The organism is Cupriavidus sp. PB-02, assembly GCF_058252315.1.
This window is the reverse complement of record NZ_CM177694.1, coordinates 2,581,890-2,597,282: the sequence shown is the minus strand read 5'-3', so window position 1 is coordinate 2,597,282 and position 15,393 is coordinate 2,581,890. Positions and strand designations below refer to the sequence as shown.

Sequence of the window (15,393 nt, the reverse complement as noted above, 5' to 3'; positions counted from 1 at the left end):
GAGACGGCTCCGATGCGGTGAAATCCGCGTTCTCCCCAGGCAGTTCACCGCACCACGGCTGGAAACAAGTGATGCATGGCGATCTTTTTGGGAATCTTTCTTGCTGGCGGCGCGCCTCACCTATCCACGGATGTTGTTCGCCTGAGCTCCCCTGGACTTTTCCCCGTCCACTGCCGGAATGCCCGGATGAAACTGGCTTCGCTGCCGAACCCCGCAGCGATCGCTATCTGCTTCAACGGCCTGGCGGTGCGTGTAAGTTGCTGGATCGCCAGATCACGTCTGACCTCATCCTTCAGGCCCTGAAGCGAGACGCCTTCTTCTGCCAGGTGCCGGTAAAGGGTTCTCGTTGAAACGTTCAGCATCGCCGCCACAGCGGCGGATGTCGAAACCTCGAAGCCACGCGTACGGAACAGCTTGCGAATTCGCTGCGAAAGGAGCCGGTCGCGCCTGTACTGGAGCACGATGAGCGGCAGAGGACGAAGCAGCATCTGCCGTAGATCGTGATCGTCCCGTCGTACGGGCAATTGCAGATACTCCGCGTCGAAAACCAGGCTGGCGTGGGGCGCCTCGAAATCGATTGACCCGCGAAACATCAAGTTATAGGCCCTGGCGTGCCGCGGCTTCTTGAACGGGAAGGTGGCGCGCGACAGCGGGATGCGGGAATCGACCAGCCAACACGCGAAGCCGTGGATGTTCCGCAGGGTACTTACCAGGCAAAACTCACGTTGGCGGAGCAGGTCACGGTTCTCGCGGATGATGAGGTGCGCCAGCCGAGCCTCAACGCTCAGTTCCAGCTTGATGTCATCCACCAGCAAGCCATAGTGCCGGCACCAGCGCAGCAGCGCTACCCGCAAATTCTGCGACGGCAACGAGGCACGGCAAAGCATGCCATTGGTTCCCCAGGGGAGGCGCCGCGAGAACCAGCCAAGCCCCTCGTCATCAAGCTCCTGCATGGCAGTCGCCGACAGCGCCTCGAACTGATCGGCAGTCACGCGCGCATCCTCGCTGCGCAGTATCGACGGTGAAATGTGCGCTGCGCGCAGCGCTCGCCGCGGGTCCACGCCGTAGCGCTCGTACGCCAGGACGATCGAACGAACAAACGCGATGGGTGTTTCTGCTACCGATTTCATGTCTGGTGAGTTTTGGTCCAACTGGCACGATCTGCAAGGGAGTTGGCACGCTTTGCATCCGCTGTTGCCCTATGCTCGCGTCGTGGGAATCTTGAAGTCGGAGGAGAGTCGAGATGGATGATGGAATCAGCAAGTCATGGCCAAAACAGGTAAGGATTGTCGAAGTCGGACCGCGGGACGGCCTCCAGAGTGAAAAGCAGATAGTTCCCGCCGCAGTAAAAATCGAGCTTATCGAACGCCTGGCGGATGCGGGACTGCCGGCGGTGGAGGCCACGGCCTTCGTCTCGCCAAAGTGGGTGCCGCAGATGGCAGACAACGCAGTGGTCCTCAAGGGCATTCGGCGCAGACCTGGCACCTCCTATCCTGTACTGACACCGAATCTCAAGGGCCTGGAGGCTGCCATCGAGGCGGGCGCCGACGAAGTGGCAGTATTTGGGGCTGCCTCAGAGGCATTTTCGCAGAGGAATATCAATTGCTCCATCAGTGAAAGCTTGAGGCGCTTCGAGCCGCTCGTGTCTGCCGCGCTTGCCCACGATATCAAGGTGCGCGGCTACGTATCCTGCGTGGTCGGATGCCCTTATGAAGGCGCGGTGGCACCGGCCCAGGTTGCGCAGGTGGCCAGGGGGCTCGCTGACATGGGTTGCTATGAAGTGTCGCTGGGCGACACCATCGGAACGGGTACGCCCACGTCGGTGCGGCGAATGCTCGATGCCGTCGGCCAAGGCTTGCCGATGGCAATGCTTGCCGGTCATTTTCATGACACCTTTGGCATGGCCATTGCAAATATCTGCGCCGCACTCGAGCTGGGGATGGCGGTATTTGACAGCTCTGTTGCCGGGCTCGGGGGATGCCCCTACGCCGCGGGTGCTTCGGGCAACGTTGCCACCGAGGACGTTGTCTACTTGCTCGGCTCCGTGGGGATCGAGACCGGTGTCGATATGGACAAGCTGCTATCGGCAAGCGCCTTTATCTCGGATCATCTGGGCCGCCTGCCAGCTTCCAAAGCGGCACGGGCACTGATGGCGAAGCGCGGTCACGTCACATCGTTGACCTGCCAGTCATGACCATTCTCTATCACTGCATGAGTGCGCGCTCCTTCCGTCCCCTCTGGATGCTGGAGGAGCTGGGCCGGCAATATGAGCTGGTGATGCTTCCTTTCCCGCCGCGCGTCCTGTCGCGGGATTACCTGGAGATCAATCCGCTGGGTACGGTTCCATTCCTGATCGACGGGACGACCCGGATGTCAGAATCGGCTGCGATCTGCCAGTACCTCTGCGCAACCGGTGCGCCCACCTCGCTGCAGGTCGAGGCAGGGGAGGACGATTTCGGCGCCTACCTGAATTACCTTCATTTCGGTGAGGCTACTCTTACGTTTCCGCAGACGCTGGTCCTTCGCTATTCGAGATTCGAGCCAGAAGAGCGGCGCCAGCCGACCGTCGCAGCGGATTACGCGAAATGGTTCCTGGCGCGATTGCGCACATTGGAGCCGGTCATCGAGAAGCACGCATACCTGTGCTCGGGTCGTTTCACCGCGGCCGATGTTTCCGTGAGTTACGCCTTGCTGCTCGCACAGCACTTGGGACTTCAGCCGCGCTTCACGCCGGCGATAGCGGATTACTGGCAGCGTTTGCAGCTGCGACCCGGCTTCATCCGTGCCCTGAAAGCCCAGGAGGCGGCAGCGCTGGCGCAGGGCATCTCGATTGTCCCCGCGCCGGACACCGCGCCAGGCACGTAAGTGGCGGCGCGCGACGCATCCTCTACTTGATGGGGGCAGGGCGCGAACGCGCTAGGGAAATCCCCGGTGCGGATTGTCATTGCAACGACAGATCGATGCGTACGGATTGCCTATGCTGCTACGGTCATTAGACAACCCCCCTGAATCTCGACGTTCGCGGGGGAATGGCCTGCAGAGTTATGCGGGCCGCCAACATGGGTGCAGGCAGCACCGGGGAGACAAGCAATGCGTCAAGTCGACGTTCACAAGCTGGCCGACGAGGCCCGCTTCAATGGTTTTCACAGGCTCGTACTATTCTGGTGCGCGCTCATCATCGTCTTCGATGGCTACGACCTGGCAGTCGCCGGGATCGCGCTGCCGTCGATCATGAAGGACATGGGCGTCAACTCGACCAGTGCGGGATTCATGGTCAGCTCAGCGCTGTTCGGGATGATGGTCGGCGCCATTTTCCTGGGAACGATCGCGGACAGGATCGGCCGTCGCCGGGCCATTGCCATCTGCGTCGGGCTGTTCAGCGTCTTCACCGCGGCGGCCGGCTTCACCAGCGACCCGGTAACGTTCAGCGTGACCAGGTTCCTTGCCGGCCTCGGCATCGGCGGTGTGATGCCCAACGTGGTGGCGCAGATGACCGAGTACTCGCCGAAGCGGATCCGCAGCACCATGGTCACATTGATGTTCAGCGGGTATGCGGTGGGCGGCATGTTGGCCGCAGTCCTCGGCAAAGGCCTGATCGAGACCTACGGCTGGCAATCCGTGTTCGTCGCGGCGGGACTCCCGGCAATCCTGATCCCGCTGATCATGAAGTCGCTGCCCGAATCGATGCCGTTCCTGATCAAGTCGGGCCGCATTGACGAACTGAAGCAAACCGTCGCGAAGCTGGAGCCGAGCTACCAGCCGCATGCGAATGACCGCTTCGCACTGCCGTCCGAGCACAAGGCCGACGATGCGCCGATTCGCCACCTGTTCCATGAGGGACGCGGTTTCAGCACGGTCATGTTCTGGATCGCATTCTTCATGTGTTTGTTCATGGTGTACGCGCTCAGTTCCTGGCTGACAAAATTGATGGCCAATGCAGGCTACAGCCTTGGCTCCGCGCTGACTTTCGTGCTGGTGTTGAATTTCGGCGCGATCGCTGGTGCGGTGGGCGGAGGCTGGCTGGCTGACCGCTTTCACATCAAGCACGTGCTGGTGGTGTTCTTCGCGCTGGCGGCCGTGTCGATCTCCATGCTCGGCTACAAGGTTCCGACCGCAATGTTGTACTTCCTTGTCGGCATGGCCGGCGCCACGACGATCGGCACGCAGATCCTCGCCTACGCATACGTTGGCCAGTTCTACCCCATGGCTGTGCGCTCGACCGGCATCGGCTGGGCTTCAGGCGTCGGCCGCAGCGGCGCGATCCTGGCGCCGATCGTGATCGGCACCCTGGTCGGGATGAACCTGCCATTGCAGCAGAACTTCTTCGCGATCGCCGTGCCGGCGGTGATTGCATTGGCCGCCATCGCAATGGTGGACCATCGCCGCTCGGCCTCGGCGCATGACGAGGACGTCAGCGCCGAGCTTCCTGAGCCGGTTGCAACCGGCACGCGTCCGGCGACACTGCGCCACTGAGGTCGCATGCAGAGGGTGCGGCAACGCGCCTCGGGGCTCCCTGATGCAGGGGGCCTTTTTTTATTTCTTCACCTGAATTCGCCAATTTGAGCTTGGACCGCCTGCAGGAGGCTCTGTCAGTTCCTTCTGCCAGGAGCTGCCTCCGCGGCGCCGGGGCGGCCGACCTGGGATCATTGTCACCGGGAGAGCCAGAGAGGCGCTAGCCCGAACTTTGAGCTGGCGGCGCGCATAATGCTTTGGTTTCTCACGGTTATGTGCGCGCGAGCGAGTCGATTACTGGGTACAGGCGACGGGGCTGACGTTGAGCAGGCGGAAGGCCTTTTCTTGAACTGGGGTCGGCCGCGTGATCATGACGATCTTTGCTTGCGGGTTGAGGGGTGTGTGACAGACGTTGTACGCGAGCGTGGCCAGATCATCGAGCAACGTGCGGAAGCTGTGCACCGGCAAGCCGTCCTCGCCAAGCCTGGTGGCGTCCTTGGCTTTCGCCTGGTCCGAGCGTCGTGCCTTGGCCACTGGCGAGGGCCGGGCCGTACGCGCGAGCTCGACGTATTCATCGTCGAACAGCATCGGCTTTAACTTCTCGCGCATGTGCCACTCGATGTAGTAGGCAAGCATGCACAGAAAGACGTGAGCGCGCACGCGCGCTGCGTTCCAATGGAATATGGGACGCACCTGCAGATCGACCGTCTTGAGCGAACGGAAGGCCCGCTCCACCACCGCCAGACCCTTGTAGGCCGTCACGGCCGCCTCAGCCGGCAAGTCCGTTGCCGGCAGGCTCGTACGCACCACGTAAAGGCCATCGAGTGCGGCCTCCTGCTGAATCTGTTCGGCCTTGCGTTCCCACGTGAAGCTCGAGTCGGTGATGTTCAACTCGAAGTGCTTGCCCATCCTGAAGTGATCGATGACGCGGCCTACGCGCAGGGCAATCTCCTCGGTGCCCTTGAGGCGATTGCGGGCACGCGTGGTCGCGTCGGTGATCTTCATCAACTCGGCTTCGGTGGCCTGCAGCAGCGCCTCGCGTTTGCGGCTGCGCTCCTCGGCCAGTAGCGGATTGCGACACACGATGAGCCGCTCGCCGGGGAACGCCTCGCTGGTCACCTCTAGCAGGTTGCGCTCATCGAATAGCGAGGGCTGGAAGGGGGCCCTTCTCCCGGGCAAGTGCGGCCATCTGCGGCGCGCGCAGGCTGCTCACCCAGTCCAGGCCAGCCGGGCGCAATACCGTGTCGATGCGCGCCTGCGTGAGCATGCCCCGGTCGCCCACCCACGCGAGCTTCTCGATGCCATAGCGGTTCTTGAGCTTGTCCACCTGCGAGGCCACGGTAGCCGGATCGGCGGTGTTGCCGGCGAAGACTTCGACCGCCACCGGACAGCCCTCACGAGTGCAAACCAGACCGAACACGATCTGCGGGTCGTCGCGCTTGCCATCGCGACTGTAGCCGTGGGCGGCAAGCTCGCAGCAGCGTCCCGTCACCCACGTGGAAGTGAGGTCATAGAGCACCAGCGTACTGCCGCTCAGATGCTGCCTGGCAAGGCGCTTCTCGATGCCTTCCTGAGCTTCTCCCAGCCAGTCGAGCGCGGCATAGACCTGTTCGAGTTCGACGTCGCCCAACTTCAGCAGCCGCGACACCGAGTGGGTCGCGGTCTCGTCGCGCAACATGCGATGCGTGGCGAGCTTGGAAGCGGGTGACACCACCCGCGTCACCAGCAGTGCCATCACCACCGAGCGCAGCGCGGCCGGTGCCGAGGCAAACCACTGCTCGGCGCCGCAGGCGCGCGCCGCGCCAAGCACGGCGGCCACGTGTCCGTGTGGCAGGCTGCGCTCGATCACGAAGGCCTCATCGGCGGACGACACCGCGACGCCACCGCGTAGCAGCACCTTCAAGCCTTCGATGACCTCGGCGGGCAGCGACGAGAGATTGGCGAGGGTGCGCTTCTTGACCGTGTTGCCGTCGCGATAGGACTCGCGCAGCAGGATGGCGGGGGGCGAGTTGCGGTTCGGGACGTGTTCGATATACATGAACACTTATTCAAGCACAAATAAATACTAAGTTACATGGCTACATAATAGTCTCAAAAATAGCCGAAACCCAGCGTCGATGCGGGTTCCGGCTATTTGGGAAGTCAAAGTTCGGGCTAGCCGGAACCCACGTGCGTATTGCCTGAAACGAGGACTAGTTCCCCGGTTTGCGGGCTCCGTGCTTCCTGCAAAAAAAACGAGGTGGCATCGCTTGCGATGCCACCTCGTTTTGCTGCCAAAGCCTGCGTGCTGCCGGTTTGCTCCCCTCTCCCGCAAGCGGGAGAGGGGAGCGTTCACCAAGGGTGGTGACTCGCGTTCAACACATTGCCGCACCAACGTTGCGCTACCGCGCCTACAGGCCAGAGCCTTGTCGGCAACCTGCCCATATCAAGCCTCAAACGCCAGCAGTTGCGCCCCTTCTGTCACCTGCTCGCCGATGCCGTACAGCACTTCGCTGACCACGCCGTCGGCCGGCGCGCTGATGGTGTGCTCCATCTTCATCGCCTCCATTACCAGCAGCGGGGCGCCGCGCGTGACGGTGCTGCCGGCCTCGACCATCACCGCGATGACCTTGCCCGGCATCGGCGCGGTCAGCTTGCCGCCTTCGCTTTCCGATTCGCCCGCATGGGCCAGGGGATCGAGCCAGGTCAGCGTGACGTGACGACCGGCACTGAAGACGTGGAACGTCTCGCCGTCGAGATGCACTTGCCCATGCGCGCGGCGCGTGCCAAGGTCGACGCGGATATCGTCTGCCTGGCATTGCGCGGAGAACTGCCCGGCCATGCCTGCGTAGTACAGCGTGCTGCCGCGCTCATTGGTGTTCAGCGTGACGTCGAGCACCTGCTCGCCATAGGCAAAGCGCAACTGGCGCGTCGCGCCACCGTTCAGCCGCCACGCGCCGCCGTGGGTCCACGGCGAATGCTGGTCGGCGGCGTCGATGCGTCGTTCCTTGTTCTCGCGATCCATCAGCGCGGCCACGGCCAGCGCGATGATCTCCATGCCGACCGGCGCCGGCGCCGGGAACAGGACCTTCTCGTTGCGCTCGATCAGGCCGGTGTCGAGATCGGCGGTGCGGAACGCCTCGGACGACACCAGCCTCTGCAGGAAGGCGACGTTGGTCGACAGGCCCACCACGTGATACGACGCCAGCGCCTGGCGCATGCGTGCCAGCGCTTCGTCGCGATCCTTGCCCCAGACGATCAGCTTGGCGATCATCGGGTCGTAGAACGGGCTGATGGTGTCGCCCTCGCGCACGCCGGCATCGATGCGGATGCCGGCCGGGCCGTGCGTATCACCGCCGCGCATGAACTGCACCGCCGGCGGCGTGCGCAGGAAGCGCAGCGTGCCGGTGGAGGGCAGGAACTGCTTGTCGGGATTCTCGGCGTAGATACGCGCTTCCAGCGCGTGGCCGTCGATGCGCAATTGCTCCTGCGTCAGCGGCAGCGGCTCGCCGGCGGCGACGCGCAGCTGCCACTCGACCAGGTCCTGCCCGGTGATCATCTCGGTGACCGGATGCTCGACCTGCAGGCGCGTGTTCATCTCCATGAAGTAGAAGGAGCCGTCCTGGTTGGCGATGAACTCCACCGTGCCGGCGCCGACATAGCCTACGGCTTTGGCCGCGGCGACCGCGGCCTCGCCCATGGCGCGGCGGCGTGCTTCGGTCATGCCCGGTGCCGGCGCTTCTTCCAGCACCTTCTGGTGGCGGCGCTGCACCGAGCAGTCGCGCTCGAACAGGTAGACGCAGTTGCCGTGGGTATCGGCGAACACCTGGATCTCGATGTGGCGCGGGCGGGTCAGGTATTTCTCCACCAGCACCTTGTCGTCGCCGAAGCTGGCCGACGCCTCGCGCTTGACCGAGGCCAGCGCGGCCTCGAAGCCATCGCCAGACTCGACCACGCGCATGCCCTTGCCGCCGCCGCCCGCGCTGGCCTTGAGCAGCACCGGGTAGCCGATGCGATCGGACTCGCGGCGCAGCAGGGCCGGATCCTGGTCCTCGCCATGGTAGCCCGGCACCAGCGGCACCGAAGCCTTCTCCATCAGCTGCTTGGCCGCGCTCTTGCTGCCCATCGCGTTGATGGCGGACGCGGGCGGTCCGATAAAGACCAGCCCGGCCGCGGCGCAGGCCTCGGCAAAGGCCTCGTTCTCGGACAGGAAGCCGTAGCCCGGGTGGATGGCCTGGGCGCCGGTCTCCTTCGCCATCTCGATGATGTGGTCGGCGCGCAGGTAGCTGTCGCGCGCGGCCGCGCCGCCGATATGCACGGCCTCGTCGCAGAAGGCGACGTGGCGCGCGTCGGCGTCGGCGTCCGAGTACACCGCGACGGTGCGGATGCCGAGCCGGCGGCAGGTGGCGGCCACGCGGCAGGCGATTTCACCGCGGTTGGCGATCAGGATCTTGTTGAACATCGATCTTCCTTGTCGTGGTTACATGCGGAACACGCCGAACTTCATGTCCTCGATCGGCGCGTTCAGGCTCGCGGACAGGCCCAGGCCCAGCACGGTGCGGGTCTGCGCGGGATCGATCACGCCGTCGTCCCACAGGCGCGCGCTGGCGTAATAGGGGTGGCCCTGGTGCTCGTACTGGTCGCGGATCGGCTGCTTGAAGGCGTCTTCCTCCTCCGCGCTCCACTTGCCGCCCTTGGCCTCGATGCCGTCGCGGCGCACCGTCGCCAGCACGCTCGCGGCCTGCTCGCCGCCCATCACCGAGATGCGCGCGTTCGGCCACATCCACAGGAAGCGCGGCGAATAGGCGCGCCCGCACATGCCGTAGTTGCCGGCACCGAACGAGCCGCCGATGATCACGGTGAACTTGGGTACCTGCGCGGTGGCAACCGCGGTCACCATCTTGGCGCCATTGCGGGCGATGCCTTCGTTCTCGTACTTGCGGCCCACCATGAAACCGGTGATGTTCTGCAGGAACACCAGCGGGATCTTGCGCTGGCAGCACAGCTCGATAAAGTGCGCGCCCTTGAGCGCCGACTCCGAGAACAGGATGCCGTTGTTGGCGATGATGCCGACCGGGTAGCCCCAGATGCGCGCGAAGCCGCACACCAGCGTGGTGCCGTAGCGTGCCTTGAACTCGTCGAACTCGGAGCCGTCGACCAGGCGCGCGATCACCTCGCGCACGTCATAGGGCTTGCGCGTGTCGGTGGGGATCACGCCGTACAGCTCTTGCACCGGGTACAGCGGCTCCACCGGCTCGTGCAGGCGGATCTGGTCCGGCTTGCGGCGGTTCAGGTGCTGCACGATATTGCGCGCCAGCGACAGCGCATGGTGGTCGTTCTGCGCGAAGTAGTCGGCCACGCCCGACAGGCGCGTATGCACGTCGGCGCCGCCCAGGTCCTCGGCGCTGACTTCCTCGCCGGTGGCGGCCTTCACCAGCGGCGGGCCGCCCAGGAAGATGGTGCCCTGGTTCTTGACGATGATGGACTCGTCGCTCATCGCCGGCACGTAGGCGCCGCCGGCGGTGCACGAACCCATCACCACCGCGATCTGCGGAATACCCTGCCTGGACAGGTTGGCCTGGTTGTAGAAGATGCGGCCGAAGTGGTCGCGGTCGGGAAACACGTCGTCCTGGTTGGGCAGGTTGGCGCCGCCGGAATCGACCAGGTAGATGCAGGGCAGGTTGTTTTGCTCGGCGATCTCCTGCGCGCGCACGTGCTTCTTGACCGTCATCGGGTAGTAAGTGCCGCCCTTGACGGTGGCGTCGTTGCAGACGATCACGCATTCCTGCCCGGCCACGCGGCCGATGCCGGTGATGATGCCCGCGCCGGGCGCGGCATCGTCGTACATGTCATAGGCCGCGAGCTGCGACAGCTCCAGGAACGGCGTGCCCGGATCGAGCAGTTGCTGCACGCGGTCGCGCGGCAGCAGCTTGCCGCGCGACAGGTGCTTGTCGCGCGCGTCTTTGCCGCCGCCCTCGGCGAGCTTGGCGATCCTGGCCTCCAGGTCGGCTACCAGGGCCTGCATGGCCTCGGCGTTGCCCTTGAAGGATTCGGAGCGGGCGTTCAGTTTGGTTTCGATGATTGGCATATCGTGCTACTTGGTGTGCCGCGAGATGGTGCTGTCGGTCGGCAGATGGCGAAGGCAGGCGTACGGCTATGGCGCGCTTACATGGTCTCGGCGAACAGTTCGCGGCCGATCAGCATGCGGCGGATCTCCGAGGTGCCGGCGCCGATCTCGTACAGCTTGGCATCGCGCCACAGCCGGCCGGCGGGGTATTCATTGATATAGCCGTTGCCGCCCAGGATCTGTACGGTCTCGCCCGCCATCCAGGTGGCCTTCTCGGCCGTGTACAGGATCACCGCGGCGCAGTCCTTGCGCACCTGGCGCACGTGGTCGCTGCCGAGCCCGTCCAGGTTCTTGCCGACCGTGTACAGGTAGCTGCGCGCGGCCTGCAGCGTGGTGTACATGTCCGCCACCTTGCCCTGGATCAGCTGGAACTCGCCGATGCTCTGGCCGAACTGCTTGCGGTCGTGGATATACGGCGTGACCACGTCCATGCAGGCCTGCATGATGCCGACCGGGCCGCCCGACAACACCGCGCGCTCGTAGTCCAGCCCACTCATCAGCACTTTGGCGCCGGCATTTTCGGCGCCCAGGATGTTCTCGACCGGCACTTCCACGTCCTGGAACACCAACTCGCCGGTGTGCGAGCCGCGCATGCCCAGCTTGTCCAGCTTCTGCGCCACCGAGAAGCCCTTCATGCCCTTCTCGACGATAAACGCGGTCATGCCGCGCGCGCCCAGGTCGGGCTCGGTCTTGGCGTAAACCACCAGCACATCGCAGTCCGGGCCGTTGGTGATCCACATCTTGGTGCCGTTGAGCACGTAGCGGTCGCCCTTGAGCTCCGCGCGCAGCTTCATGCTGACCACGTCGGAGCCGGCGTTGGGCTCGCTCATCGCCAGCGCGCCGATCCACTCGCCCGACACCAGCCTGGGCAGGTACCTGGCCTTCTGCGCCGGCGTGCCGTTGCGGTGGATCTGGTTCACGCACAGGTTGGAGTGCGCGCCGTAGGACAGGCCGACCGAGGCCGAGGCGCGGCTGATTTCTTCCATGGCGATCATGTGCGCCAGGTAGCCCATGTTGGCGCCGCCGTATTCCTCGGCCACGGTGATGCCGAGCACGCCCAGGTCGCCCATCTTCTTCCAGGCGTCCATCGGGAACTGGTCGGTGCGGTCGATCTCGGCGGCGCGCGGGGCCAGTTCGGCCTGGGCCCAGGCGCGCACGGAATCGCGCAGCATTTCGATGTCTTCGCCGAGGTCGAACTTGAGGCCGGGGAGGGTGTTCATAGCGGTGTCGTCTCTGGTGTTGTCTGTGGGATCGGGGGGAATGGCTGGCGCCGTGCACTGGCGCCAGCGCGTCAGGCCGTCCTGGATTCGCTGAGCTTCAGTTCCTGCGTCATGTGCTCGCGCATCACGAATTTCTGTACCTTGCCAGTGATGGTCATGGGCATCTCGTCGACAAAGCGGATGTAGCGCGGGATCTTGTAATGCGCGATCTGGTCGCGGCAGAAATCGCGAATTTCATCCTCCGTGGCGCTCGCGCCGGGTTTGAGCACGATCCACGCGCAGACCTCCTCGCCGTACTTCTGGTCGGGAACGCCGAACACCTGGACCGCCTGGACCTTCGGATGACGGAACAGGAACTCCTCGATCTCGCGCGGGTAGATGTTCTCGCCGCCGCGAATCAGCATGTCCTTCACGCGGCCGACGATGTTGCAGTAGCCTTCGGCGTCGATGGTGGCGAGGTCGCCGGTGTGCATCCAGCCGTCGCGGATGGCTTCGGCGGTACGCGCCTCGTCATCCCAGTAGCCCAGCATCACCGAATAGCCGCGGGTACACAGCTCGCCGGTTTCGCCTACCGGGACCGTGGCACCTGCCGCATCCACGATCCTGACCTCGAGGTGCGGCTGGATGCGGCCGACCGTGGTGGTGCGCTTGTCCAGCGGATCGGTGGTGCTGCTCTGGAAGGAAACCGGACTCGTCTCCGTCATGCCATAGGCGATGGTCACCTCGGACATGTGCATCTGCGACACGACGCGCTTCATGGTCTCAATCGGGCAGGGTGACCCTGCCATGATGCCGGTGCGCAGGGAAGAGAAGTCGTACCGCGAGAAATTCGGGTGATCGAGCTGGGCGATGAACATGGTCGGCACGCCATGCAGCGCCGTGCAGCGCTCTTCGCTGACTGCCTGCATGGTGGCTTCCGGCTCGAAGGCCTGGCCGGGGAACACCATTGCCGCGCCGGAGGACACGCAGGCCAGCACCGCCAGGACCATGCCGAAGCAGTGATAGAAGGGCACCGGAATGCAGAGCTTGTCCTGCTCGGAGAAACGCATCGCCATGGCAATGAAGCGCGCGTTGTTGACGATATTGCGATGGGTCAGCGTGGCACCCTTGGGCGCGCCAGTGGTGCCGCTGGTGAACTGCACGTTGATCGGGTCATGGCGATCCAGCTGTGCCGTGATGGCATCCAGCGTCGACCGCGCCACGCCTGTGCCGCGCGCAATCACATCGGCATAGCGGAGCATCCCGGGCGTATGGTCGTCGCCCATCCGGATGACGCAGCGCAGGGCCGGCAGCCGCGCCGCCTGCAGTTCGCCCGGCGCGCAGGTGGCCAGTTCCGGGGCGAGTACCTGGAGCATCTCCAGGTACCGTGAGGTCTTGAAGGCTTCCGCCGCGACGATCGCCTTGACGCCCACCTTGTTCAGCGCGTATTCCAGCTCGGACAGGCGGTAGGCGGGATTGATGTTCACCAGCACCAGCCCCAGCCGCGCGGTGGCGAATTGGGTGACCAGCCACTCGACCCGGTTGGGGGACCAGATGCCGACCCGGTCGCCTCTCGCCAGCCCCAACGTGTGCAGGCCTGCCGCCAGTGCGTCCACGGCGTCGGAGAATTCGCGCCAGTTCCAGCGCACCCCTTGCTCGCGAAAGGCAACGGCTTCCCGCTCGGGGTGGCGCGCCACCGTTTGCGCCAGCAACTCCGGCACGGTTTGCTCCGACAGCGGAATGGTGGTGTCCCCCTTCACATGCGAAAGCCCGCCAATCGGCAGGGTGGTGGAAGAGGACTCGGCCTGCATCGTCATACTTGTCTCCAAAGCCCGGTTGTGGTTCGTCTCGTTGACATTTGTGAGTATTACTCAACAAACATCGTATCGATGGATTCTGGGGCGGCGTCTCCGGGTTTTCCCGGATATTGTTGGCTGGTTGCTAGGATTTCGAGGTATTCTTTCGAGGTCCGCCTGACGCCCGTTGGTGCGATGATTGAAAAATACATGGTGCAGATCGAAATGGCAACCTAAAATTGAGTAAAGCTCAAGTAAGGGTTGAGCCGGCCCTATAATCTCGCCTTCGGGCAAGCAAGGACTCAATCAAGATGGAAGACGTCACATCGCCCCGCCGTGTGCCGGCAGGCGCCAAGGCGGAGCAACGCATCCGGGACATCCTGCGCGTCAGCCGCGAGGTATTCGCCGAGCTCGGCTATGAGCGAACCACGACCACCGAGATCGCCCAGCGCCTGGGCATCTCCGAGGGCACGGTGTTCACCTACTTCCATGGCAAGCGCGAGCTATGCGCACGCGTGATCGAGGACTGGTATGACGAGATCATCGGCACCGTGGAACAAGGCATGCCGCACGGGCAGAGCACAAAGGTGCAGCTGGAGTTCTATGTCAGGACGCACTTGAGGCTGTTCCTGATCCAGGGAACGGGCTTGTGTGCGCTGGTGTTGTCGGAGGGGCGTGCCAAAGGGCCGGGGCTCGGAGAGGTGTTTGTACCGCTGCAGCGCCGCTATACGGCGCCGTTGATGGACTTGCTGGCGCGGGCGCGGGACAACGGCGAGATCCGGGATGACTTGCCGTTGAGCCTGTTGCGCTCGGCAATCCTCGGGCCGATGGAGCACATCCTGTGGGACGCAATCGCCCGGCAGCGGCAGGTGGATATCGAGAAGACGGCCAGGGATATGGTGGCGCTGTTGTGGCCCGCCTTGCTGCCTGTGGATGTCAAGGTGGAGAAGTTGCGGGCATTCTATGGAGAAGTCGGGGCGGCCTTGAGAAGGGCGGGCAACGCTTGACGCGCGGGGGCGCCTTGGAAGCGCCGGTCCACTAATCTAGTTCTTGCGAGGGACTCTTGCCGGATTCATACGCCGTCATGCGCGATCGCCTGCTGGAAGCGCCGTGGGCGCAACACCTCTCTGCAGAGCAGCGGGGGCGCGTTGAACGAGACACCCGCGTGTCGAGCTACGCCGCGGGGTCGCTGGTCTGCCAGCAAGGCGCAGCGGCCCTGCATTGGGTCGGCGTGCTGGACGGCATGGTGAAGGTCAATACCGTATCGCCGGATGGGCGGGGAACCACGTTTATCGGCGTTTCTACTGGCGGATGGCTGGGAGAAGGGGCACTGCTCAAGCACGAGCTTCGCCCCTACGAAGTGGTCACGCTGCGCGACAGCTGGATCGCGTTGGTGCCAGCAGAGACCTTTGACTGGCTGTTCGAAACTAGCCTGAGCTTCAACCAGTTTCTGGTGCGCCAGTTGAACGCGCGACTCGGCCAGTTTGTAGCGGTCGTGGAGAGTTACCGCATGCAGACAACCACGGCCCAGGTAGCCATTTGCGTCGCGGAACTGTTCAACCCGGCACTATGCACGGCTACGTCTGACGTCCTGCGGATTTCACAGGAGGAGATCGCACGCCTGTGTGGCCTGTCCCGTCAGGTCGTGAATCGCGCCCTGCATGAACTTGAGGCAACTGGCCTGGTTCGAATGCAATACGGCACGATCCATGTACTGGATGTCGCAGCCTTGCATGCGTTTGGACGAGGCATCGACCCGAGGCAGCAAGATCCCGCATCGATGCCCCAGGTCTGACGGCCACGCGCCGACAGCAGCAGGCAATGCCTGCCTGCCGTCGGC

Annotated in this window: 10 protein-coding genes and 1 pseudogene; 5 read left to right on the top strand and 6 right to left on the bottom strand. The window is 64.0% G+C overall.

Annotated elements, in window-relative coordinates; translation table 11 throughout:
• Window positions 1-116 precede the first annotated feature (116 nt).
• A complete protein-coding gene (locus tag AC10V3_RS12190) occupies window positions 117-1,130 on the bottom strand; it encodes an AraC family transcriptional regulator (protein WP_022535518.1) in 1,014 nt (337 codons plus the stop codon).
• A 113-nt stretch (window positions 1,131-1,243) separates the two neighbouring features.
• Here AC10V3_RS12190 and AC10V3_RS12185 point away from each other — a divergent pair, with 113 nt between their 5' ends.
• From AC10V3_RS12185 to AC10V3_RS12175, 3 genes are all read left to right on the top strand, one after another.
• Complete coding sequence (locus AC10V3_RS12185; RefSeq protein WP_022535517.1) at window positions 1,244-2,194, top strand: hydroxymethylglutaryl-CoA lyase; 951 nt, start codon at window positions 1,244-1,246, stop codon at window positions 2,192-2,194.
• Window positions 2,191-2,865 (top strand): glutathione S-transferase family protein, encoded by a 675-nt coding sequence (locus AC10V3_RS12180; RefSeq protein ID WP_022535516.1) that lies wholly within the window; start codon window positions 2,191-2,193, stop codon window positions 2,863-2,865. The genes AC10V3_RS12185 and AC10V3_RS12180 overlap by 4 nt, the downstream gene beginning before the upstream one ends.
• 225 nt (window positions 2,866-3,090) lie before the next feature.
• Window positions 3,091-4,473, top strand: a complete 1,383-nt coding sequence (locus AC10V3_RS12175; RefSeq protein ID WP_022535515.1) for an MFS transporter — start codon at window positions 3,091-3,093, stop codon at window positions 4,471-4,473.
• Window positions 4,474-4,746: 273 nt separating this feature from the next.
• Here AC10V3_RS12175 and AC10V3_RS12170 read toward each other — a convergent pair.
• The 5 genes and pseudogenes from AC10V3_RS12170 to AC10V3_RS12150 all read right to left on the bottom strand — a co-directional run bounded on the left by AC10V3_RS12170 (window position 4,747) and on the right by AC10V3_RS12150 (window position 13,574).
• Window positions 4,747-6,490 (bottom strand): annotated as a pseudogene (locus tag AC10V3_RS12170) (IS1634 family transposase).
• Window positions 6,491-6,877: 387 nt separating this feature from the next.
• Complete coding sequence (locus AC10V3_RS12165) at window positions 6,878-8,893, bottom strand: acetyl/propionyl/methylcrotonyl-CoA carboxylase subunit alpha (RefSeq protein ID WP_022535512.1); 2,016 nt, start codon at window positions 8,891-8,893, stop codon at window positions 6,878-6,880.
• An 18-nt stretch (window positions 8,894-8,911) separates the two neighbouring features.
• Window positions 8,912-10,519, bottom strand: coding sequence for a carboxyl transferase domain-containing protein (locus AC10V3_RS12160; RefSeq protein WP_022535511.1), 1,608 nt, complete (start codon window positions 10,517-10,519; stop codon window positions 8,912-8,914).
• A 77-nt stretch (window positions 10,520-10,596) separates the two neighbouring features.
• Entirely contained in the window at window positions 10,597-11,778 is a 1,182-nt protein-coding gene (locus tag AC10V3_RS12155) for an isovaleryl-CoA dehydrogenase (protein WP_022535510.1), read from the bottom strand.
• Window positions 11,779-11,849: 71 nt separating this feature from the next.
• On the bottom strand, window positions 11,850-13,574 hold the full coding sequence (locus AC10V3_RS12150) for an AMP-binding protein (RefSeq protein WP_022535509.1): 1,725 nt from the start codon (window positions 13,572-13,574) through the stop codon (window positions 11,850-11,852).
• Window positions 13,575-13,864: 290 nt separating this feature from the next.
• On the opposite strand from AC10V3_RS12150, the gene AC10V3_RS12145 reads away from it, so the two are divergent.
• Both AC10V3_RS12145 and AC10V3_RS12140 read left to right on the top strand, forming a co-directional pair.
• Window positions 13,865-14,560 carry a TetR/AcrR family transcriptional regulator gene (locus tag AC10V3_RS12145; protein ID WP_022535508.1) on the top strand — a complete coding sequence of 232 codons (696 nt, stop codon included), beginning with the start codon at window positions 13,865-13,867 and terminating at the stop codon, window positions 14,558-14,560.
• Window positions 14,561-14,637: 77 nt separating this feature from the next.
• Window positions 14,638-15,348, top strand: a complete 711-nt coding sequence (locus AC10V3_RS12140; RefSeq protein ID WP_051369763.1) for a Crp/Fnr family transcriptional regulator — start codon at window positions 14,638-14,640, stop codon at window positions 15,346-15,348.
• The last annotated feature ends 45 nt before the right edge of the window (window positions 15,349-15,393 follow it).